This window comes from Paenibacillus sp. RC67, from assembly GCF_030020805.1.
Lineage (GTDB): Bacteria > Bacillota > Bacilli > Paenibacillales > NBRC-103111 > Paenibacillus_S.
The window spans coordinates 2724321-2746310 of sequence record NZ_CP125098.1 but is presented as its reverse complement, the minus strand read 5'-3'; the positions used below and the strand labels follow the sequence as shown (position 1 = coordinate 2746310).

The following is a 21990-nucleotide window of genomic DNA, read 5'->3' as shown; positions in this document are numbered from 1 at the left end:
TACTTCTCCGAGATGATTTTCGACTAGGACATGAACACCGGCTTTCAGCAAATCTCCGGCTCTCTGGGGATCAACATCATAGTTTACTCTTTCTCGTCATCGAATTTATTTCATATGCTTATTTAATGTTTATATATCAAAATAACCTATATGTCAAGGTACACTCCACAAACAAAATGGAGCCTTAATTTAGAAGTGGTTTCAAGGGCCTAAAAAAAGAAGATGCCCTTAAATGAGCATCTTCTTATATTAACATAAAACCAATATTAATGAGTTCCTTTAACGTCCATTTGAAGCTCTTTGGTTTCTTTTGTAAAGGTGGAGTTTTTAATGCGCTCCTGCAGCTTCTCGTAGTACAAATCTTCGTTGATCGGAAGATCAACCCAGTTATCCGTCCAGGAAGACAAGTGCATCGCATTGGAAAGAGTCAAGCCTTTGATTCCTTCTTCACCCGGAGCAAGCAATGGAGTTCCGTTCAAGATATGATTCACGAAGTTTTGCGTAATGCCTTTGTGTCCTGGCCCAGGCACACCTTTAATAGGCACTTCGCACTTCCAGCATTCAGGAGAACCGAATCCGCCCTTAAATTCTTTGTTAAACTGCGGCTCAGGTGTGCGCAAACGCCAGAAAGTCAGCTTCTCATCTTCGATAACGATTTTACCTTGGTCGCCCGTTACTTCAAAACGGTTCGTTCCTGGTGCTTCGCCAGTTGTTGTAACGAACAAGCCTGTAGCGCCATTTTCGTACTCTACATAAGCCGTTACGTCATCTTCAACCTCGATATTACGATATTTACCGAAACCGCAGAACGCTCTTACACGTTTAGGCATCATATCGATAGTCCACTGCCACAAATCAAGCTGATGCGGGTCTTGGTTAATCAGAACGCCGCCGCCTTCGCCAGCCCAAGTTGCACGCCAGCCGCCGGAATCATAGTAGCTTTGGGAGCGGTACCAGTTCGTAATGATCCAGTTCGTACGACGAACTTCACCAAGCTCACCAGATGTAATAATATCTCTCAGCTTTTGGTAGAGAGGATTCGTACGTTGGTTATACATAATGCCGAAAGCTTTACCGGACTTCTCAGCAGCTTCGTTCATTTCGCGTACTTGCTTGGTGTAAACACCAGCAGGCTTTTCAACCAACACATGATACCCATGAGAAAACGCTTTAATAGCGGAAGTTGGGTGATCATAGTGAGGCGTTGCCACAAGCACCGCGTCAAACGCTTTCGATGCAAAGAAAGCATCCAGATCATCAAACAATTGAATATTATGGTTGCCGTGATTGGTTCTTACCCAGTCCAGACGAGAAGCATCCGTATCCACAATGGCCGTCAGTTCTGCACCCTTGACTTGGTTGTTTACCAAATATTCTGTATGGCCTTTACCCATATTGCCCACACCGATCAAACCGATACGCACTTTATCCATTCGTGTTTCTCACCTTCCATTTCTTATTTTCATAAGAATTATTAACAATCTTTTTACACCCATTATTATATATTGCACACGTTAACATTACAATATTAAAATAAACATTTATCAAATTTCAGGATGAAAAGCAAAAATCGCTCTCCTAATGAGAAGAACGATTTGCTTTTACGAATCAATATGCTATGAAGAGCTGGCTACACAGTCACTTTATCGGAAGAAATTTTGCTTAAAGCTTCTCCTGCTTCATCTTCAAACTTATCCCTTACAGCCAAGTCACCGATAGATACGATACCTACCAGTTCCCCGTTCTCACATACAGGAAGACGACGGATTTGCTGCTTCGCCATCATTTTGGCCGCTTCATCTACGGTCGTTTCAGGAGAAGCGCAGGTGATCTGATTACTGCTCATCACTTCTTTAACCGCTGTTGATCCTTCCTTCTTCTCGGCAAAGCCGCGGATAACCAGATCTCGGTCCGTAATAACGCCGATTAGCTTCTTACCGTCCACAACAGGAATGAACCCGGTATCCTCTTTCTTCATCTTAACCGCAACCTCATAAACATTATCCAATAAAGTAACGGTTGCGCAGTCTTTTGTCATAATTTCCTTCAAGGTTCTACTCAAGGAAAATCCCTCCCAAAGAAGTTGTCTAGGATAACAAACGCACTAACGTCTGCGTCCCTGTGCAAACATAGATTTTCCCTAAACCCTGCATGACATGCGCTCAGCCGTTTAGCACTTATCGGCATTCCATTCATTCTGGCAATCAACAACCATGCTGATAAATAATTTGGCCGCTGTTGCCATCGCAGACTCATCAATATCAAACTTCGGATGGTGATGAGGATACACGATGCCTAATTCTGGGTTGCCGGCTCCGACGAACATAAAGCAGCCTTTTCGCTGGTGAAGATAATAGGCAAAGTCTTCTCCTGCCATAATAAGTGGTGACGTTTCGTATTCTCCTACCTTCGCTGCCGCCCTATAAAATCGGTCCGCTTCCCCAGCATCATTAACTACGGGTGGATAGCCTAATTTATAATCAATCGAGAAATCGGCTCCATACATCCTACAGGTCTGTTCTACTATGGATTCCAGCCTTTGCTTGACTTCCATCCTTAGCTCAGGATCGAATGTTCTAACCGTTCCGCTTAATGAGGCTTTTTCAGCAATGACATTAAAACTCGTCCCGCTGTGGAAAGAACCTACGCTTACTACGCACGGCTGTGTTGGATCAACAGTACGGCTCACAATGGTTTGCAAATTGACAACCAAATGAGAAGCTATTGCGATACTATCAATCGTTTCGTGAGGAAGTCCACCATGACCGCCTTTTCCTTTCACAACTATTTCGAATTCATCGGCCGCGGCCATCATCGGACCAGGTTTACTATAGGCCTTCCCTACGGGAAAAGGAGTCCATAAATGAATTCCATATACATAATCGACGCCCTCAAGCGCTCCGTCTTCAATCATACTGTAAGCCCCGCCAGGTGTTAACTCCTCCGCATGCTGAAACAAAAATACGACCATTCCTTTAAGCTGCTCCCGATGTTCTGCCATCAGTTTTGCAACTCCCAGCAATGTGGAAGTATGGGCATCATGTCCGCAAGCATGCATTACCCCCTTCACTTTGGAGGCAAACTCACAGTTTTTCTCGTCCTGTATCGGCAGTGCGTCCATATCGGCTCGAAGGGCAATAGTTGGGCCCTCACCGCCGCTGCCTTTCAATCGTCCAACGACTCCATTACCACCAACACCGGTTACCACTTCCAACCCCCACTCTCGCAAATGTGAGGCTACGAAGGAAGCTGTCTCTTTTTCCTGAAACGACAATTCCGGATGCTGATGTAGGTGTCTACGCCAGCCCACCATTTCCGGATATAACAGGTCCACTTTTTTCAATAAGGATTCCATGGCTATTACCTCCGGTTTTTAATTTCTTTTTAATTTTACCAAATGCCGCGCATTCTTTCATCTATGTGTCACAAGAATTTCAAATTTTTCTTGCGAGTTCGCTTGTACATTTAGCAATAGGCTTGCACAACTTTGGGAAACATACTATCATGAAAAAAGAAATGAGAATTAATGGACTTGACTTTTTAGGAGGGCTTTAACAAGTGATTATTGAAAACAGCGGCTTAAAAGGGCTTAAAAGCGATCTTGCCCATTTAGATGAAAGCACAGAAAAACTGGGCTTTGTTCGTTGGCAATGGGAATATTACCGTGCTACTTACGATTTGAAAATCATCGACAATGCGTCGCGCAAAGATTACTTTTTACGCATAAATACTCGTGTCGAATCCGGCAAACTGGAATCGCCATATGCTATCCTTTACATAGAAGACGTATATATTGGCGTGGCTACGTTCCCGCATGGCTTGGATTATCAATCTCCGATTCCTGATTCTGTATTGAAAATCGCACAACAAAAGCTGTCGCAGCTAAAAACCGAATTGTCTGAGTAAGCGGAGGTCATCATGACTTCCCCGCGCAGAGGAACTCCGGATTTTTTGCTGTTGTTTTTAACTTTTTTACTGGTTTGCTTCGGTTTGGCTATGGTATTCAGCGCAAGCATGGCATATGTGCGTACTGTACAAGTTGCTGATGCGAAGATTGCGGTCAATGATCCTTCGTATCTGGTTATTCGTCAGGCGATCTTCATTGCTTTGGGTACCATAGCCATGTTTTTTTGTATGAACATCGATTTTAACAAGCTAAAGAATTGGGTCAGGCCCGCCTTCATTTTTGTTGTTATCATGCTGCTGCTGGTCCCTGTCATTGGTAAGGAAGTTAATGGAGCCAAGAGTTGGTTTTATATCGGAGGGTTCGGGATACAACCCGCTGAATTCGCCAAGCTAGCCGTCATATTATACTTGGCTAATTTGATTACCAAAAAAGAGGACAAGTTTAATGACTTCCAAAAAGGACTGCTGCCTGCACTAGTCATTGTCGGATTCATATCCGCTCTTATCATGCTGCAGCCGGATTTCGGATCAACGATGATTTTGGTCATGTGCTCTGCCATTGTTATTATTGCTGGCGGTGCCAATATGAAGCATTTGTTCGTCTTAGGGGTAACAGGCGCTGGTGTATTGGCCGTTGCCGTCGCGATTCATTTAATTCAATCAGGCGGTAAGAGCTATAAGATCGACAGGTTCACGTCATATATGAACCCTTGGGCCGATCCTCTGGACTCCGGTTATCATCTAATCCAGTCTTTATACGCCTTCGGGCATGGGGGTTTCTCCGGAGCAGGCTTCGGACAAGGGATACAAAAGCTGCACTATTTGCCTGAAGCGCATAATGACTTCATATTCTCCATTATTGGAGAAGAACTCGGCTTTGTAGGTGCTGCACTCTTCATTTTCGTATATCTCGCCTTCTTATGGAGAGGTTTGACTGTTGCGGTTCGCTGCCAAGACTCTTTTGGTACACTGGCTGGCGTAGGCATTGTCGGAATGATCGCAATTCAAGCATTGATCAACTTGGGTGGGGTAACGGGAAGCATCCCTCTTACAGGAGTTACACTGCCATTGATCAGCTACGGTGGATCCTCCATGTTGGTTACACTGGTCAGTGTCGGCATTTTGTTAAGCTTGTCCAGAGAATATAATAAACCTGAAAAAGAAGCAACTAAGAAAAAGAGAGCCTGAGCCGGCAATGTCATTAAGTTAAGGCGCAGGGCCAAATCAAGAAAAAGAGCAGGCTATCGAAAAGATAGCCTGCTCTTTTTTGTGCGAATTTTCAAATAAGACTTGACAAGTAGTTGAAAGTATGTGGCGAAGCCCCTTGAAAAAACGAGGAGGTTTCGCTAATGGATACGTACGCGAATTCGCTTAAAAAAACGCTGACATCCCTCATACGAGAAATGTCAGCTGCACCAGCACCTTATGTCAAAAATCCTGAAAAGGATTTTACCCGTAAGAAAAAGCTGCCCTTTGAAACGGTTATGCAGCTCCTGATCTCCATGGGAGGCAACAGCATCTATAAGGAACTCTTGGAATCGCAGGGCTATGACGTAAACACTGCAACCACTTCTGCTTTTGTCCAACAAAGAAATAAAATCCTGCCGTCTGCTGTGGAATTCTTGTTTCACGCATTTACGCAATCGTATGCGGATATCAAGTGCTACCGAGGGTATCGATTACTTGCCGTTGACGGCTCGGATTTGCATATCGCAACGGACTCTGAGGACACGGACACCTATTTTCAAAGTCAACCGAACACGAAAGGCTTTAACCTTCTGCACTTGAACGCAGCCTATGACTTGTGCAACAGACTTTACGTGGATGCCCTTGTTCAGCCACGAAGGTTGTGGAACGAGGGAAGGGCGCTGGCTACTATGGTTGACCGTTCCCCCATCAAGGGCAAAACCATTGTGATTGCCGATCGCGGTTATGAAAGTTACAACAATTTCGCGCATATTGAACGCAAAGGTTGGAACTATGTTATACGGGTAAAGGATTTGGAGTCCAATGGTATTCTTTCGGGTTTGCGTTTGCCTACTAGCGGAGCGTTTGATTGGGACGTTCATCTGACCCTCACCAAAAAACAAACCAAAGCGGTTAAGGCTCGTCCCGAGATGTACAAGTTCGTCCCTTCCACGTCTACATTTGATTTTTGGATTTGCAGGAGAACTTGTTTTACCCGATTTCCTTTCGGGTTGTTCGTTTCGTCTTGCCCAGTGGCGCTTATGAAACCGTCATTACGAATCTTTCTGCCGCTGATTTCCCACCCGATGAAATCAAGTCCATTTATAACATGCGATGGGGCATTGAAACTTCTTTTAGGGCATTAAAATACACCGTCGGTCTGACGCATTTTCACGCAAAGAGACAAGAGTCCATCGTCCAAGAGATTTTCGCAAGAATGATCATGTACAATTTCGCTGAAATGATGACCTCGCACGTCGTCATTTCGAAAATGGATAAACGGCACTCCTACCAAGTCAACTTCACGGTCGCCGTTCATGTTTGTAGACATTTCCTGCGCTCATGGGACGATGAACCCCTGCCCGATGTTGAAGCGCTGATTCGCAAAAACATTTTGCCGATTCGACCCATTCGCCCAGGGCAGAAGAATACGCGCAAAATCCGCTCGAAATCAGTCGTTAGCTTCGTTTATAGAGTAGCATAATTCGGTTCACATGAACATTTTTTAAGCGGATATGCCATCCGCTTTGTTTGCTGTACGCTTTTTTCCTTGCTTGCACAAAAAACAAACGGCATAGGACTTTTTCCCATGCCGTTTCTCGGATTTCATTTGTTTTCCCGATCTTGTCTCTTAGCTTAACTTAATGACATTGCCTGAGCCGGCTCTCTTTTTTATTCTCCTGTCTCCGCTTTTCTTACAATAAGCAGTGTTAGAGATGTCTTATTTGCGCAGGGTAAGAGGTGCGGAATCCTTATTTCACTCTATGTAGATCTTCCACGACAACAGCCTCTTCTTCGCGGAACGCAACGCCTTCCACTTTAACATTCACTTCAACTACGGTTAACCCTGTCATATTCTCCACAGCCTCACGAACATTAAGCTGCAAATGGTGACAAACTTCTTGGATCTTGCTTCCGTAATTGACAATGACTCGCAAATCAATAGCTGCTTCTACCTGACCTACTTCGACAGAAACGCCTTTTTGAACATTTTTGCCGCTCAGCCTTTTGGCTAATCCTTCGGATATGCCTCCCGACATTGCGGCGATCCCAGGAGTCTCCAACGCAGCTAAGCCTGCGATTGTCGAAACGACATCATCTGAAATGCGAATGAGACCTGATTGAATTTCTTCGGACATACGGATCACTCCTTAATGGGTTATAGTACCATTGTAATGACTTCTAAGCGGGAAATCAACTTGTGCAAACTGACGTTTCGCCAACGTTTACAACGATTTCACAGCTCCGCCATCAACATAAAATACAGACCCCGTCATGTAGCTGTTTAGAGGAGAGAGCAAATACGCAGCAATCGTAGCCAGCTCGTGCGGTTCACCATAGCGTCCTAGCGGTATGTCCTGACTAAGTGCCTGTCTAACGACTTCTATGGATTGGTTGTCACGCTCTGCTTTTAAGGAATCAAGTTCCATGATACGATCTGTCATAATTCGACCTGGACATACCGTATTCAATAATATGTCATCTTTCGCAAATTCTATCGACAACGTTTTCATCAGCCCGACAACACCTGTTCGGAAGGTGTTCGATAATACAAGTCCAGGTATTGGCATTTTGACCGAAGTGGAAGCAATCGTAACAATTCGTCCTCCTTGCTTCGCTAATAACGGATGAAAGCCTCTTATCAATCTAACCACACTCATCATGTTTCCAAAAAAAGCCTTCTCCCATGCCGCATCGTCGAATGATAAAAAGCTCCCGCTTGGAGGGCCTCCAGCATTGCATACGAGCGCATCCACTGAATCAAAGTGATTCGAAGCTTGGTCTATCATCATCGAGATATCTTCCATGCTACTCACATTTACAGCTAATGATTCAACCTTTACATCATACTGATTACGGATTTCTTGCGCTGTGTTCGCAATGGCCTCCTCGTTCCGGCTGCAAAGAAGTAAATTAGCACCTTCTGCGGCTAACTGCTCGGCTACAGCTCGTCCCAATCCCTTGCTTGATGCGGTAACTACAGCGGTTTTTCCCCTCAATTTCAAATCCATTTTGGCTTATCACTCCTTATGAATCATGTTTACTTTATCCTAAATTATGGGTATATTAGAATAGGTTTTATTCAATAAGGTTACTTTACCATACGAGGTGAACGTTTTGAAACGTCATATGTTTAAAATCGGGTTGATCGGAAGCTTCGTTATCAGCGCACTCGCCCACTATTCGGGTTGGGCTTCCCCTACAGTTCAGTTCATTGTCTCCTGTATAGCCATCTTGTTTGTGGCCGGCTTTCTAGGAAAAGCTACTGAGAGCGTCGCCCACTATGCCGGAGAACGGCTGGGCGGTTTTCTAAACGCTACTTTCGGCAATGCGGCTGAGCTGATCATCGCTATCTTCTTGGTCAAGGACGGTTTATTCGATATCGTAAAAGCAAGCATTACCGGCTCGATCATCGGCAATCTGCTTCTTGTACTTGGGCTCAGCTTGTTCGTAGGCGGTTTGAAATATAAAGAGCAGTTTTTTAATGTCAAGCTGGCTAGTCATAATGGCTCCCTTATGGCTCTAGCGGTCATTGCTCTATTTGTTCCAGCTGCTTTTGCCAAAAGCCTGACAACCCATGAGACAGCCAATATGAGCGTCCTTGTCGCCTGTATTCTGATTGTTGCTTACTTGCTATGGCTGCTCTTCTCGATGGTAACTCATAAAAATGAGCTATCAGACGAAGCCGTAGAGCACGGCGAGCCAGCGTGGTCCAAAGGAATCTCGGTCTTGTTTCTCATCCTTGCTACAGTTATGGTAGCTTTTGAGAGTGAATGGTTGGTCGGTACGCTCGAGAGTATTACGCATAAATTCGGGTTGTCCGAGCTGTTCGTAGGTGCGTTCCTTATTGCTATCATCGGTAATGCAGCAGAGCATAGCGCTGCCGTCATGATGGCACGCAAAAATAAAATTGGTGCCGCCGTCGAAATTGCTGTAGGCAGTAGTCTTCAAATTTCACTATTCGTAGCCCCTGTACTTGTACTGGTCTCCATGCTCTTCGGCAAAACGATGAACATCGTGTTCAGTACCTTTGAGCTTGTCGCTATCGGTGTTGCGGTTATTATTGCCAAATCCATCTCACAGGATGGAACGACCAACTGGTACGAAGGGGTTTTACTGCTAGTGGTCTATTGCATATTAGGAATTGCCTTCTATCTGGTGTAAGAGACAGATAAAATAACCCCACTAAGAGTGGAGCCTTTAGCTTCGAGGGGGATTCAGGCAATTTGCGGGGAGCCTTATATGTTAAAAAAAGAGTAGCCTTCAATTCGAAGGTTACTCTTTTTTGTTTAAAGCCTCATAGAGTTGAGCCAAGTTACGCTCGAGCTTGACTAATATCTGTTTGCCCACTGTCTCTGTAATCAAATCCGCTCGAATTGCAAAGTCAATCTCTCTGGATAAACCATACATTTGTGTATCTAACACCTCTTCATACAGAGGACATTTACGTGTCGTTAAGTTCTCCATCTGCACTTCGATGAGCTTCTCAATTTTATCTGCATCCTCTTGAAGAAGATAAAGGGCTTTCTGTGATAAGCCAAGTAACAATTCGGATGATGACATCAAGCTTCCCCCCCTGTACGTACGAGTTCATAGCTTAATATTAGTCGAAAACGCCTCAATACACAAGAGAGCGGAGTATCTACTTTTATACTTGTCTTATTTTCCCTGCTCTTATCGCTTTGATTGCACTTTGGAGCTTATTAAAAACGGCACTTCCATCCAAAGATGGAAATACCGTTATGTAGAACTATTCTTGGATGCTATTGATTTGCAGGTTATGCTTTGCAAATACTTCAGCCATAGCTTTTTTAGCTTCCTCAGCATCGGGACCATGAACATGGAGATCATAGTTGCTGCTTGTCAACAATGTTGTGAACAAGCCCAAGATGCTTTTAACATCGATATACTTATTATCATACTGTAAAACAATAGATGATCTGAATTTGTTAGCGGTTTGTGAAATTTCTACAATTGCAGCGTTGTTTGCGTTTGACATATCGAATCCCTCCATGCGATCAATAACATTGGTAAACGAATAAATCGCTTACTTTTTATGATACATTGGAAAGGAATAACACGCAACTACTATTTCAAATGCTCTGGATTTAAGCCTTCAAGCTCCGGAATGACGAACCGGCCGTCCTTACGAATCAACACATCGTCAAAATAAACTTCCCCGCCACCATACTCAGGACGTTGAATTAGCACCAGATCCCAGTGAACCGATGAACGGTTTCCATTGTCCGCCTTCTCATAGGCTTGGCCTGGCGTGAAGTGAAGGCTTCCATCGATTTTCTCATCAAATAAAGTATCCTTCATTGGAGTTGAGATAAACGGATTAAAGCCAAGGCTGAATTCTCCGATGTAGCGTGCTCCTTCGTCCGAATCCAGAATTTTATTAAGTCTGTCCGTATCATTGCATGTTGCTTCTACGATTTTACCATTCTCAAAGCGGAACGTAATGTTCTCAAACGTAATACCCGATTTAACCGAAGGTGTATTGTAGGAAATGACTCCATTAACCGAATCTCTGACCGGAGCCGTGTATACCTCGCCATCAGGAATGTTCCTTTTTCCACAACATTTTACGGAACCGATGTTTTTAATCGAGAATTGAATATCTGTTCCTGGCGACACGATACGGACACGATCCGTACGATTCATGAGCTCTTGGAGCGGATTCATCGCATCAGACATTTTGGCGTAATCGAGATTGCAGACATTAAAATAGAAATCTTCGAACTTCACCGTGCTCATTGTAGCCAGTTGGGCCATAGAAGCATTTGGATAGCGCAGAACGACCCAACGTGTTTTTTTGACGCGCTGTTCCATATGTACAGGCTTACTGTAATACATTTCGTACAGCTTCATCTGCGCTTCAGGAACATCTGACATTTCGCTTACATTAGATCCGCCACGGATACCGACATAGCAGTTCATATCCTGCATGCGTTTCAAATCCATCTCGGCCCAATGCTCGATTTGCTCCTTTGTAGCTGATTGTAATAAGGCGCTTCTCACCGCAGGCTCAACTAGCTCCACAAAAGGCTGTCCTCCACGAGCGTACACTTCTTCTATGAGACATTTTACAATCTCGCGCTCGGAGCCAATCATTTCAATCAATACTTTTTCACCAGATTGTACATCTAATGAGTACGTTACGATATTTTTTGCCAACTGCTGTAATCTAGGATCACGCATAGTAAAGGCCTCCTCTTTATTCGTCATTCTAAGTTGATTTGTTTTTTTCGTTGTCAAACCATTTCTTCTTATAAATATTGCCGATGATGAGCAGGACGACAAATATAAGCACCAACAGTGTAAGTCTGCCCTTATTGTGACTAAAGTGCAACAGATCATGGCCTATTAGCGATTCCAAAAAAATCATAGGCAGTTTGCCCACCATGGTACCCAGTATAAAATCTCGAGTCCTTACCTTCATAACCGCAGCCGCCAAATTGATCGCGAACGAAGGCAGAATAGGAATGATACGTGAAATCGCTATGTAAAGAAATCCGTTTTGTTCAAGCTTGTGATTGAATTTCTCGATATACTCATAGTGTTCCAGCTTTTTTTCTACCCATTCTCTTGCAAAATTGCGAGCAACCCAAAATGCAGTTATGGCCCCTAAAACGGACATGGAATAATTAACTGCAAACCCTGCCCACAATCCGAACAACAGCACATTAGCACCAGCAACCACAACAAAAGGAACAAACGGCACTACCGTTTGCAAGAAAGCCAATATCGCCCCTGCCAGATGTCCCAATAGTCCCCAGGATTGCAAAATGTCGGACAAGTGCCGGACATTCCATTCGGCCAAAGAACATTCCCCCTTCTACATTATAACATTGTACCACTTTTTAGATTCATTTTCATAACAACAGAACAGTGAAAAAAGACCTTATTTCAGCACAAGTTACATAGCTGGACTACTTGACATAGATAGGTAATTTCTTATAGAATTAGAAGTCGAGATAAGTATGTTACCTTCTAACAGAATTCATACTTATGGTGGAAGCATGTGTCACCCTCACAGATTTTGTTGCTGACAGGACAGCGGCTGAGATTCTTGTCAGGTGCCGGGTATTTACCCAATGGCTTTAAACAAAGTCGAGCATATGTTTCACACGAGGATACAACAACCACCATTCTATTTATTAAAGGAGCTCACAATACATGTCACGTTACACAGGTCCTAAATTTAAACTTAGCCGTCGTCTGGGAATTTCCCTTAGCGGCACAGGAAAAGAATTGAAACGCCCATTCCCTCCAGGACAACATGGTCCAGGACAACGTAAAAAAATGAGTGGCTACGGCATTCAATTGCAAGAGAAACAAAAACTTCGTCACATGTACGGAATGAACGAAAAACAATTCCGCAACTTGTTCGACAAAGCTAACAAGATCCAAGGTATTGCCGGTGAAAACTTCATGATCTTGCTGGAAAGCCGTTTGGACAACCTGGTTTACCGTCTTGGCTTTGCTAACTCCCGTGCAGGCGCTCGTCAATTGGTTTCCCACGGTCATGTTACTGTAAACGGTAAAAAAGTCGACATCGCTTCTTACACTGTAAGCACTGGCGATGTAATCGGTCTTCGTGAAAGAAGCCGCAGCTTGTCTTCCGTTAAAGAAGCTTTGGCTAACCGCAACTACTTGCCAGCTTACTTGGAATACAACGATGCTGCTGTTGAAGGTAAATTCACGCGTCTTCCTGAGCGTTCCGAATTGCCACAAGAAATTGACGAAAAACAAATCGTCGAGTTCTACAGCCGTTAATTTATGGCTTACGAGAGCTGCCCTTCATTTATGGAGGGCGGTTTTTTTATTGTCTATTGTGTTGAAAAAAGGCCCCCCTCTATCCAGCTTAAATGCCGGCCTCGAAAGGAGCCTCATTGAGACTTATTATAATGAAATGTTCAAACTTACCTTAAATGAACTTCGCCAAGTAGTAGTTTTTCTTACCGCGACGAATCACGATGTATTTGCCTTCCAACCCGTCACTTGCCTGAAGCACTTTCTCCAGATCAGTTACTTTAGTTCCGTTAACCGATACCGCTCCGCTTTCGATATCCTGTCTCGCTTGACGCTTCGATGGCGCTGCATTGACAGAGAGCAATAGATCGATAAGAGCCGTGTCACCGCTAATTTCAGAGGATGGGACGTCCTGGAACGCATCTTCGATTTCACGGCCTGTCAAGATACTAACGTTGCCGCTGAAAAGAACTTCAGAGATTTTAATCGCGCTAAGCGCTGCTTCTTCTCCATGAACCAATTCCGTAACTTCTCTTGCCAGAACGCGTTGCGCTTCCCGCTTCTCCGGGCTTGTATTCACTTGCTCCTCCAAACGAGCAATTTCCTCATACGACAAGAAGGTGAAGTATTTCAAGAATTTCACTACATCATTATCATGAGTGTTAATCCAGAACTGGTAGAACTGGTATGGGGATGTTTTATCTGGATCTAGCCACACCGCTCCGCCTGCCGTTTTACCAAATTTAGAGCCGTCACTTTTCGTTACAAGCGGCATCGTCAAGCCGAAAGCTTTGTTTCCTGTTGATTTGCCGATTAACTCCAGACCTGCTGTAATATTGCCCCATTGATCGCTTCCGCCTACTTGCAAGGAGCAGTTAATATCTGTGTTCATCCGGTAGAAATCGTATGCTTGCAAAATCATGTAGCTAAATTCTGTAAACGAAATCCCGTTGCTCAAGCGCGAATCAACGCTGTCTTTAGCCAGCATGTAGTTCACAGAGAAATTTTTGCCGATATCTCTTAAGAACGTTATCACGTTCAAACTACCCAACCAATCATAGTTGTTAGCCATACGGGCAGGATTGACATTCGTTTCAAAATCCAGGAAACGCGATAGCTGATTACGAAGCTTCCCTGTCCATTCTTCTACAATATCCGATGTGTTCAAGGAACGCTCGGTCGATCTACCACTCGGGTCACCAATCAATCCGGTTCCTCCACCAACTAGTGCAATTGGCAGATGCCCTGCCATCTGAAATCGTTTCAAGCACAAGATCGGAAGCAGATGTCCAATATGAAGGCTGTCCGCTGTCGGGTCAAACCCTGCGTAAAGAACAACTGGCTCTTCGCTCAATTTTTTGGCTAAACCCTCTTCATCCGTTAATTGCTGGATTAATCCTCTGTACTGTAATTCTTTTAAAATATCCATCTTCTGACTCCCTCTCTTCTTAAAAATACAAAAAAGCCTTCTCATCCACAAAGGGACGAGAAGGCTACTGCTCGCGGTACCACCCTAATTAAAACCGAGAAAACGAATGCTGTACCCTAAGATACATACAAGGTTCCCCATGCTTTCACTTTGAAACGATAACGGGTCAGACCCGGTAGGAAGCTACTTACGTTAGCAAAAGGCTCGCCGGCGATAAGCCACCTGATGCCCATGTTCTCTTCCCCTGCTCCGGACGGTAATTCGAATGAAGGTCAACTACCGATTCGCACCAACCACCGGCTCTCTGAAAGCTTGCTTCCTTATTCTACTGTGTGCGGTAGAAGATCTAGCCCCAACCGTCACCTGTCCATCTCAGCATTTGTCATATGTGATTAAACCAATTTATATCACAAGTTCATTTCATTTGTCAAACCTAAATGTCATCTAATCGTCAGGGACGTATTGTCCACGCTTTCCATCTTTATGGTATAATGAACTACGTATGTTTTCCAATTTCGGGAGGATTTCTATCAGTATGGAGATGGAGAAAAAAGAGAGCAAGACCAAAGATGTGCTATGGAACATCGGCAAATATACACTTATCACGTTTAAATGGATGTTCATTGTCTTTATCATCGCAGGTTTTCTAGGAGGCGGTGCCGCTTTTGGTTATATGTCCGCACTGGTCAAGGATGACCCTGTCCGAAGCAAGGAAAGTATGATGGCACAGGTACAGGAAAATGCCCTAACCGGCTTCGTGTATTTTAACGACGATAGCGTCATCGGACAGCTGCGCTCCGAGGAAGACCGACGAATGGCTGAGCTCAAGGATATCCCTCAACAGATGCTGGATGCCGTATTTGCCATCGAGGATAATCATTTTTATGAGCACCATGGGATCGACTTCAAAGGCTTGGGAAGAGCCGTGGTCCAAAAGCTGCTAAGAGAAGATGTGCAAACCGGGGGAAGCACTATTACTCAGCAGTTGGCACGACGTGTATTTTTATCCCTTGATCGTGAAGACAGCCGAAAAGCAAAAGAAATCTTTTTGTCACTGCGGATGGAGCGTCTCATGTCCAAGGATGAAATACTTCTGGCCTACATGAACAAAATTCCTTACGGTAACGGATCATCAGGCTACAATCTTTACGGAATCAAGGCTGCGGCCAAAGGCATTTTTAACATTGATGATTTAAATGAGCTTAATATCGCGCAATCGGCCTATCTGGCTGGATTGCCTCAGCAACCGAGCAATTATTCAACCTTTACAAGCAAAGGACAGTTTGACGGGGCTGCTTTCAAAAGAGCCGTTGCGCGGCAGCAGCTCGTACTGAGAAGGATGATGGAGGAAGGAAAAATCAACTCCAATCAGTACCAAGAGGCCCTTAATTTCGATTTGCGCAAATCGCTTGCGGAACCGGCCAAAAAAGCCTACTCGACCTACCCTTACCTCATGCTGGAGATCGAGAAGGAAGCAGCAAAAGCGCTGCTGAAGGTCCAGGATCCTAAGCTGGCTGCGCAGCCAAATACGGATACATACAACGAAGCTCTAAAAAATGTGCAAGCGCAAATGAACCGCGGTGGCTACCAGATTTATACAACCATCGATAAAGACATTTACGATGCGATGCATGCGATTTCAGACAATGCTAAAAACTTCACTCCCGACGATCCGACCAAAGGTTCGGAGCAGGTCGGTGCCGTTATGATGGACAGCAAAACCGGTGCCATTCTCGGGATGATCGAAGGGCGGGACTTCTTCAAGGAACAGCTCAATCATGCCACACAAGCATTCCGTCAGCCTGGCTCCACGATGAAGCCGATTGCAGCTTATGTCCCGGCAATTGAGAAAGGTGCTATTCAACCAGCATCGATTATTGATGATGTTCCTATCATTCTGAAAGACGGTACCAAGGTCGGCTACCATATTCCAGAAAACTGGGACGATCGCTATCATGGTTTAATTACTGCTCGCAGAGCATTAGATCAATCCTATAATATTCCTGCAATCAAGCTGTTTTTGGATGTTGTAGGCATTAAAGAAGCATGGGATTTCGCTAAAAAAATGGGAATTTCCAGCATTACAAAAGAAGACTACGTTGCGCAAACCGGGGTTATCGGAGGCTTGAGATATGGCGTATCCGTCAAGGAATTAACTAACGCCTACTCTACTATTGGCAATAAAGGCATACACAATGATGGGTTCATGATTCGTAAAATTACGGATTCCAATGGAAAAGCCGTTTACGAGCATGAGCTTCAGCCAACTACCCTGTTCTCAGAACAAACAGCCTACTTGATGTCCGATATGATGCGGACTGTTATTACTTCCGGTACTGCCACTGATTTAATGAGCAAATTTAAACATTACGGCAAAGTACCGATCGTGGGTAAAACCGGTTCCACGCAGGATGATGCAGATGCTTGGTTCATGGGCTATACGCCGGATATTACACTTGGTGTCTGGATCGGGTATGATTCGCCAGTATACAAATTAAGCAAGAAAACGGGCGGAACCAACCGAGCGAAAGATATATGGGCACTAGCTATGGATGCCGCTATTGATAAAAAACCGGACTATTTCAAAACCAAAACATTTACACGTCCTGATAACATCGTAGAAATGACTGTGTCCAGCTTGTCCGGTAAGCTTCCGAGCGAAGCAACCTCCAAAGCAGGGAAGCTCGTCACTGATCTTTTCAATAAAAAAGACATTCCTACAGAAGAAGATAATGTGATGGTGAGACTGCCAATCATTTCGTACAACGGCATTAATTATATCGCACAGCCTTCAACACCTGCGGAATTCGTTCAAGAAAAGACGGTCATTAAAAGAGAAAAATCACTCGGAGCTTTGATGAAGGAGCTGCAGGATGTTATTCCAAAGCTTCCACAGGATAGGCGCCAATCGCTCGAAATGTATCGACCTATCGACTATAATGAGGACGCTCCGTCCGAGACGGACCCGCGCAGCGATGATGGGAAAGCTCCTGATGCACCGACTACCGTGGTTGCAACCCACTCGGGAGGCACGAGTGTCATCACATTCCAAGCGAGTGATAGCGCCGATGTTGTTGGTTATCGTTTGTACAAATCGGTGAATCATGGCACCTTCCAGCGCGTGAACAACAAAATTATCGTTGCTGGTGACGAAACGAAGTTCACGGAACAAACGAACGCTTCCGGAGCTATAGGCTATTATGTCACTGCTGTTGACGTTGCTGGTAAAGAATCCATGCCTAGCAAAGGAGCCTACACGGACGGAACCGTTATGGATTTAGTGTTTCTGACTCCTGACAGTAACGGCAGCCTTATTCCGGGAGGTACTGGAACAACCGGTACAGGAGCCAATGAGAACAATGGTGCGGCCACGCCGAATCCTAGTCCTACTCCTAGCCCTGGACCACCAGCCAAGGAAAAACCGGCGACGCCAACCGGAGTATCGGTCAAAGCAAGCGGTGCAGGCATCGTCATCACTTGGAAAGCTAATGAAGATAAAGATAAAGTGAAACAGTATGTCATCTATTTCAGCGATAAGGAAAACGGCACCTATACTAAGCTCGGCAATGTAGTTAATGGGACGGAGTTTCGTTACTATGCTTCAGGCTATGAGGGCTATTATAAAGTATCTGCCGTCAATGAGCTTGGAGAATCCAAGGCTACCTCTCCAGTTCTATTTAAAAAGTAAAAGGATTTAGATCCAAAAAAATACCCTACAAGAAAATGGAGCCACAAAAGGTGAGCTCCATTTCTTATAGGGTATTTTACTAAAACTAACCTGAATCCATTAATCTTCTATCGTGGACAAATCGCCAGTTGGAAGATTTAACTCCCAAGCTTTCAACACACGGCGCATTATTTTACCGCTGCGGGTTTTCGGAAGCTTATCTTTAAATTCGATTTCACGAGGCGCTGCATGAGCAGACAGCCCTATTTTGACGAATTTGGAAATGTCCGCTTTTAATTCCTCAGATGGTTCAAAGCCTTCACGCAATGCGATAAATGCCTTGATGATTTCTCCGCGCATCGGATCTGGTTTACCGATAACACCCGCTTCTGCAACAGCTGGATGCTCGACAAGCTTGCTTTCAACCTCAAACGGACCTACGCGCTCGCCTGCGGTATTAATTACATCATCGATACGTCCTTGGAACCAGAAATACCCGTCTTCATCGCAATATGCCGAGTCACCGGAAATATACCAGCCTTGTATTCGGAAATACTCTTCGTATTTCGCAGGGTTATTCCAAATCTTTCTCATCATGGATGGCCATGGAGTTTTGATGGCCAAGTTCCCCATGCGATACGGAGGTAAAATATTGCCAGCATCGTCGACAATCGCTGCTTCAATACCTGGAAGCGGTTTACCCATGGAACCCGGACGAATAGCCATACAAGGATAATTGCAAATTAATTGACCGCCTGTTTCCGTCATCCACCATGTGTCATGGATACGTTGATTGTATACCTTCAAGCCCCAGCGGACTACTTCAGGATTAAGAGGCTCGCCTACGCTTAGAACATGACGCAATGCAGACAAGTTAAATTCCTTGGACACATCGTCGCCAGCACCCATTAGCATACGGAATGCCGTAGGTGCGCTGTACCAAACGGTAACGCCGTATTTTTCCAAAGTACGGTACCAATCTTGAGGACTGAATCGCCCACCTCGGATTACATTCGTTGCACCATTCAACCAAGGAGCAAAGATCCCGTACGATGTTCCTGTAACCCAGCCCGGATCGGCAGTACACCAATACACATCCTGTTCCTGCAAATCTAGAACGACACGCCCCGTATAATAATGTTGAAGCATAGCATTATGAACATGAAGAACACCTTTTGGTTTCCCTGTGGAACCTGAAGTATAGTGAATCAGCAAGCCATCCTCACGATCGACCCATTCAATATCGAGTTGATCAGATGCTTGCGCCATTTCTTTATGAAAATCGACTTGTCCTTCGGCCAGCTCCAAATCTTCACCGACTACAATAACGTGTTTCAACTCCGGAAGTTCATTTACAGGAATTCGCGACACCAATGATGGCGTAGTGATGATAGCAACAGCTCCGCTATCCTGCAAACGATCCCTAACTGCTGTTTCCATAAACGCTTCAAACAAAGGTCCCACAATGGCACCGATTTTAATCGCACCGATTAAAGAAAAATAAAGTTCTGGAGTTCTCGGCATGAAAATGAAGACGCGGTCTCCTTTTGAAATCCCATGCTTGCGAAGCACATTGCCGAAACGGTTTGATTGCAGCTTCATGTCCTGAAACGTGTATTTTTCATCCCGCTTGTCATCGCTATAATATAAAGCAACTTTATCGGCTTTAGCAGACTCCGAATGCCGGTCGATAGCCTCATACCCCATGTTTACTTTCCCGGTAGTAGACCAAGAGAACTGCTTCTCAACAGCTTCCCAACTGAACTGAGCGCGCTCATCCTCGTAATTTTTCATGTTAGACGATTTGGAAACGGGTTCAATGCTTTCAATATTTGTGTGATCCATGCTACTACCTCCCGATATCAACAATTTCCATTTTGAATTGAAACGCTTACATCCGAATTTGCGATTGTAGTTTTTTTACACCTGATATTATATCACATCCTTGATATTTCCACTATTTCTTTTCTTGTATCCGATTTTTTGGTATAGTATCAAGCAAGTATGGGTACATGACTACATAGAGCATTAGATAAAAAATACCTCCGCTTGATCCGCATGAAGGGAGACAACTGGCAATGGAGCATTATAAAATATATCATTCCCGTCGCGTACCCTATCGCGATTCGCAGATTATAGTGGAAGGCCCCGTGCCTCCTGAGCAATTAAAATCGTATCGGATGCATCGGGATTTGGACGCTTTCCGTCGTCCGAAGGAGCAATTTGAAGCACTGATCGAAATAGCGGAATTACCCGAAGGCCGGATTATCATTTCCCGTTTGGACGATGAAATTATCGGCTACGTCACATTCCATTATCCTGATGAAATGGAACGCTGGTCCGAAGGCAATATGGAGGACCTAGTTGAACTCGGAGCCATCGAGGTTGCTGATGATTATCGGGGACTGAGCCTAGGCAAACAAATGATTGTGCTCGCATTTGAAGGCGGACAATTGGATAATATGATCACTTTTACTACCGAATATTATTGGCATTGGGATTTGGAAAAAAGCGGATTAAACGTATGGGATTATCGTGGAATGATGGAAAAGCTGATGAAGTCCGTAGATATGGTATGGTTCGCAACGGACGACCCTGAGATCTGTTCCCATCCCGCAAACTGTTTAATGGTTAAAATCGGCAAAAACGTACCACTTTCTTCCGTTGAACAGTTCGACCGTGTTCGGTTTCGACAACGGTTCATGTATTGACCTGGTCATTGCAAATTCAACATTTCTCCGAGAGGAACGAGTCATGGGGGCGCCGCAATATATGACGAAGTCATCGTTATTTATTTATAGTGAACAAGAAACCGGTTATCGTCTGCAACAAGGACATCCATTTAATCAGGAAAGACTTCTTCCGGCCATTGATCTTCTCCGGAAGCTGGGGGCTGTTCCGGAGTCGGTCGTCCGAGCTCCGGCAATGGCATCGGAGGAGAAGCTTCTAGCGATTCATAGTGCCGATTACATCGAGGCTGTGAAAGCGCTTAGTATAGACAATCCGGAAGAACTGTGGAGAAGCCGTGCGGACAAGTATGGCTTTGACATGGAAGATACGCCCTATTTCGCTGGCATGCATGAGGTCACCTCCCTGTTAGTCGGTGGCTCCATCCGGGCTGTAGATGAGGTGATGAGCGGACAGACCGAGCACGCTACCCATCTGGGTGGTGGACTTCATCATGCACTAAGAAACAAAGCTGCAGGCTTCTGTATATACAATGACGCTTCGGTGGCCATTGAGCACGCCAGAAAACATTATGGAGCCCGTGTTCTATATATTGATACAGACGTCCATCATGGAGATGGAGTGCAATGGAGCTTCTATAGTGAACCGGATGTGTGTACATTGTCCATTCATGAAACCGGGAAGTATCTATTCCCCGGCACGGGAGCCGTCAATGAACGTGGAGAAGGAACCGCCTTCGGTACCTGTATTAATATTCCAGTCGAGCCTTATACAGAAGACGCCTCTTGGCTGGAATGCTTCGAAGAAGTACTTAACAAGGTCGCAGCTCATTTCAAGCCCGACCTAATTGTGTCTCAGCATGGGTGCGATGCCCATGCTTACGATCCTTTGTCTCATGTCCATTGCAGTATGGACATCTATTTAGCCATGCCACAGCTTATCCACCGTATTGCGCATCAGTACAGCGGTGGACGTTGGGTGGCGCTTGGCGGAGGCGGATATGACTTCTGGCGCGTCGTTCCACGCGCCTGGAGCTTGCTGTGGCTCGAGATGAGTGACAATCCTCTTATTGCTCAATTGGAGCAGAATCGAGCTCTAAAGCTGCCTACAGCCTGGCTGGAGCAGTGGCAGCCTCAAAGCCCTGTGGAGCTGCCGACAACGTGGCTTGACAACACAGATTGGACTCCCATGCCGCGGCGCCAGGAAATTACAACGAAAAATCGTCAAACCACAGAAGTCGCCATACTTTATTTGACTTGATTACTTTTATTTCATACTTTATCGAGTTAAACCATTAAACAATTAAAAAAGCCCGTAGTTCAGGAAAAGTTAAGTAAGTTCCACTTTTCCCACT

At 44.8% G+C, this 21990-nt stretch carries 20 protein-coding genes and 1 other annotated feature (1 of these 21 cut by a window edge); of the genes, 9 read left to right on the top strand and 11 right to left on the bottom strand.

All coding sequences use genetic code 11. The features are described from left to right. Nucleotides 1-109 (bottom strand) — a binding site (T-box leader); it reaches 147 nt to the left of the window's first position. Nucleotides 110-266: 157 nt separating this feature from the next. The 3 genes from QMA13_RS12455 to QMA13_RS12445 form a co-directional block, all read right to left on the bottom strand. Continuing rightward, nucleotides 267-1433, bottom strand: coding sequence for a Gfo/Idh/MocA family protein (locus tag QMA13_RS12455; protein WP_282941703.1), 1167 nt, complete (start codon nt 1431-1433; stop codon nt 267-269). 197 nt (nt 1434-1630) lie between these two features. Continuing rightward, nucleotides 1631-2062, bottom strand: coding sequence for a CBS domain-containing protein (locus tag QMA13_RS12450; protein WP_282941702.1), 432 nt, complete (start codon nt 2060-2062; stop codon nt 1631-1633). 108 nt (nt 2063-2170) lie between these two features. Next, the gene (locus QMA13_RS12445) at nt 2171-3355 is read right to left on the bottom strand and encodes an amidohydrolase (RefSeq protein WP_282941701.1); all 1185 of its coding nucleotides are present in this window, start codon (nt 3353-3355) and stop codon (nt 2171-2173) included. Between the two features lie 203 nt (nt 3356-3558). Here QMA13_RS12445 and QMA13_RS12440 point away from each other — a divergent pair, with 203 nt between their 5' ends. From QMA13_RS12440 to QMA13_RS12425, 4 genes are all read left to right on the top strand, one after another. After that, nucleotides 3559-3906, top strand: coding sequence for a YugN family protein (locus QMA13_RS12440; RefSeq protein ID WP_282941700.1), 348 nt, complete (start codon nt 3559-3561; stop codon nt 3904-3906). A gap of 12 nt (nt 3907-3918) precedes the next feature. After that, a complete protein-coding gene (gene ftsW / locus QMA13_RS12435; RefSeq protein ID WP_282941699.1) occupies nt 3919-5094 on the top strand; it encodes a putative lipid II flippase FtsW in 1176 nt (391 codons plus the stop codon). Nucleotides 5095-5255: 161 nt separating this feature from the next. Next, entirely contained in the window at nt 5256-6239 is a 984-nt protein-coding gene (locus QMA13_RS12430; protein WP_282941698.1) for a transposase, read from the top strand. Beyond that, the gene (locus tag QMA13_RS12425; RefSeq protein ID WP_481858163.1) at nt 6203-6577 is read left to right on the top strand and encodes a transposase; all 375 of its coding nucleotides are present in this window, start codon (nt 6203-6205) and stop codon (nt 6575-6577) included. Before QMA13_RS12430 ends, QMA13_RS12425 begins: the two co-directional genes overlap by 37 nt. Nucleotides 6578-6845: 268 nt before the next feature. Here the strand turns inward: QMA13_RS12425 and QMA13_RS12420 are convergent, their stop codons facing one another. Together QMA13_RS12420 and QMA13_RS12415 are read right to left on the bottom strand one after the other, a co-directional pair. After that, on the bottom strand, nt 6846-7232 hold the full coding sequence (locus QMA13_RS12420; RefSeq protein WP_282941696.1) for an Asp23/Gls24 family envelope stress response protein: 387 nt from the start codon (nt 7230-7232) through the stop codon (nt 6846-6848). A gap of 87 nt (nt 7233-7319) precedes the next feature. Beyond that, nucleotides 7320-8105 (bottom strand): SDR family oxidoreductase, encoded by a 786-nt coding sequence (locus tag QMA13_RS12415; protein ID WP_282941695.1) that lies wholly within the window; start codon nt 8103-8105, stop codon nt 7320-7322. A 118-nt stretch (nt 8106-8223) separates the two neighbouring features. On the opposite strand from QMA13_RS12415, the gene cax reads away from it, so the two are divergent. Then, entirely contained in the window at nt 8224-9258 is a 1035-nt protein-coding gene (cax, locus tag QMA13_RS12410; protein ID WP_481858216.1) for a calcium/proton exchanger, read from the top strand. Between the two features lie 111 nt (nt 9259-9369). Here cax and QMA13_RS12405 read toward each other — a convergent pair whose 3' ends face one another. The 4 genes from QMA13_RS12405 to QMA13_RS12390 form a co-directional block, all read right to left on the bottom strand. Next, complete coding sequence (locus tag QMA13_RS12405; protein ID WP_028549419.1) at nt 9370-9657, bottom strand: Fpa/YlaN family protein; 288 nt, start codon at nt 9655-9657, stop codon at nt 9370-9372. Nucleotides 9658-9844: 187 nt separating this feature from the next. After that, nucleotides 9845-10093: an HPr family phosphocarrier protein gene (locus QMA13_RS12400; RefSeq protein ID WP_282941693.1), complete on the bottom strand. Its 249-nt coding sequence runs from the start codon at nt 10091-10093 to the stop codon at nt 9845-9847. Between the two features lie 89 nt (nt 10094-10182). Beyond that, nucleotides 10183-11298, bottom strand: coding sequence for an aminopeptidase (locus QMA13_RS12395; protein WP_282941692.1), 1116 nt, complete (start codon nt 11296-11298; stop codon nt 10183-10185). Nucleotides 11299-11326: 28 nt separating this feature from the next. After that, nucleotides 11327-11920 (bottom strand): TVP38/TMEM64 family protein, encoded by a 594-nt coding sequence (locus QMA13_RS12390; RefSeq protein ID WP_282941691.1) that lies wholly within the window; start codon nt 11918-11920, stop codon nt 11327-11329. A 356-nt stretch (nt 11921-12276) separates the two neighbouring features. Between QMA13_RS12390 and rpsD the strand changes: the two genes are divergently transcribed. Then, on the top strand, nt 12277-12876 hold the full coding sequence (gene rpsD / locus QMA13_RS12385; RefSeq protein ID WP_282941690.1) for a 30S ribosomal protein S4: 600 nt from the start codon (nt 12277-12279) through the stop codon (nt 12874-12876). A 151-nt stretch (nt 12877-13027) separates the two neighbouring features. Here the strand turns inward: rpsD and tyrS are convergent, their stop codons facing one another. After that, nucleotides 13028-14281: a tyrosine--tRNA ligase gene (gene tyrS / locus QMA13_RS12380; RefSeq protein WP_282941689.1), complete on the bottom strand. Its 1254-nt coding sequence runs from the start codon at nt 14279-14281 to the stop codon at nt 13028-13030. A 535-nt stretch (nt 14282-14816) separates the two neighbouring features. Between tyrS and QMA13_RS12375 the strand changes: the two genes are divergently transcribed. Continuing rightward, a complete protein-coding gene (locus tag QMA13_RS12375) occupies nt 14817-17969 on the top strand; it encodes a transglycosylase domain-containing protein (protein WP_282941688.1) in 3153 nt (1050 codons plus the stop codon). A 99-nt stretch (nt 17970-18068) separates the two neighbouring features. Here QMA13_RS12375 and acsA read toward each other — a convergent pair whose 3' ends face one another. After that, a complete protein-coding gene (gene acsA, locus QMA13_RS12370) occupies nt 18069-19793 on the bottom strand; it encodes an acetate--CoA ligase (protein ID WP_282941687.1) in 1725 nt (574 codons plus the stop codon). A gap of 233 nt (nt 19794-20026) precedes the next feature. Here acsA and QMA13_RS12365 point away from each other — a divergent pair, with 233 nt between their 5' ends. Both QMA13_RS12365 and QMA13_RS12360 read left to right on the top strand, forming a co-directional pair. Further along, on the top strand, nt 20027-20659 hold the full coding sequence (locus QMA13_RS12365) for a GNAT family N-acetyltransferase (protein ID WP_282941686.1): 633 nt from the start codon (nt 20027-20029) through the stop codon (nt 20657-20659). A gap of 61 nt (nt 20660-20720) precedes the next feature. After that, nucleotides 20721-21896 (top strand): acetoin utilization protein AcuC, encoded by a 1176-nt coding sequence (locus QMA13_RS12360; RefSeq protein WP_282941685.1) that lies wholly within the window; start codon nt 20721-20723, stop codon nt 21894-21896. The last annotated feature ends 94 nt before the right edge of the window (nt 21897-21990 follow it).

Bases quoted from the DNA above. Each gene is read 5' to 3' on its own strand.
- QMA13_RS12455 (WP_282941703.1), bottom strand. From the start codon at position 1,433: ATGGATAAAGTGCGTATCGGTTTGATCGGTGTGGGCAATATGGGTAAA.
- QMA13_RS12445 (WP_282941701.1), bottom strand. From the start codon at position 3,355: ATGGAATCCTTATTGAAAAAAGTGGACCTGTTATATCCGGAAATGGTG.
- ftsW (WP_282941699.1), top strand. From the start codon at position 3,919: ATGACTTCCCCGCGCAGAGGAACTCCGGATTTTTTGCTGTTGTTTTTA.
- QMA13_RS12430 (WP_282941698.1), top strand. From the start codon at position 5,256: ATGGATACGTACGCGAATTCGCTTAAAAAAACGCTGACATCCCTCATA.
- QMA13_RS12425 (WP_481858163.1), top strand. From the start codon at position 6,203: ATGCGATGGGGCATTGAAACTTCTTTTAGGGCATTAAAATACACCGTC.
- QMA13_RS12420 (WP_282941696.1), bottom strand. From the start codon at position 7,232: ATGTCCGAAGAAATTCAATCAGGTCTCATTCGCATTTCAGATGATGTC.
- QMA13_RS12415 (WP_282941695.1), bottom strand. From the start codon at position 8,105: ATGGATTTGAAATTGAGGGGAAAAACCGCTGTAGTTACCGCATCAAGC.
- cax (WP_481858216.1), top strand. From the start codon at position 8,224: ATGTTTAAAATCGGGTTGATCGGAAGCTTCGTTATCAGCGCACTCGCC.
- QMA13_RS12405 (WP_028549419.1), bottom strand. From the start codon at position 9,657: ATGTCATCATCCGAATTGTTACTTGGCTTATCACAGAAAGCCCTTTAT.
- QMA13_RS12400 (WP_282941693.1), bottom strand. From the start codon at position 10,093: ATGTCAAACGCAAACAACGCTGCAATTGTAGAAATTTCACAAACCGCT.
- QMA13_RS12395 (WP_282941692.1), bottom strand. From the start codon at position 11,298: ATGCGTGATCCTAGATTACAGCAGTTGGCAAAAAATATCGTAACGTAC.
- rpsD (WP_282941690.1), top strand. From the start codon at position 12,277: ATGTCACGTTACACAGGTCCTAAATTTAAACTTAGCCGTCGTCTGGGA.
- tyrS (WP_282941689.1), bottom strand. From the start codon at position 14,281: ATGGATATTTTAAAAGAATTACAGTACAGAGGATTAATCCAGCAATTA.
- QMA13_RS12375 (WP_282941688.1), top strand. From the start codon at position 14,817: ATGGAGATGGAGAAAAAAGAGAGCAAGACCAAAGATGTGCTATGGAAC.
- acsA (WP_282941687.1), bottom strand. From the start codon at position 19,793: ATGGATCACACAAATATTGAAAGCATTGAACCCGTTTCCAAATCGTCT.
- QMA13_RS12365 (WP_282941686.1), top strand. From the start codon at position 20,027: ATGGAGCATTATAAAATATATCATTCCCGTCGCGTACCCTATCGCGAT.
- QMA13_RS12360 (WP_282941685.1), top strand. From the start codon at position 20,721: ATGACGAAGTCATCGTTATTTATTTATAGTGAACAAGAAACCGGTTAT.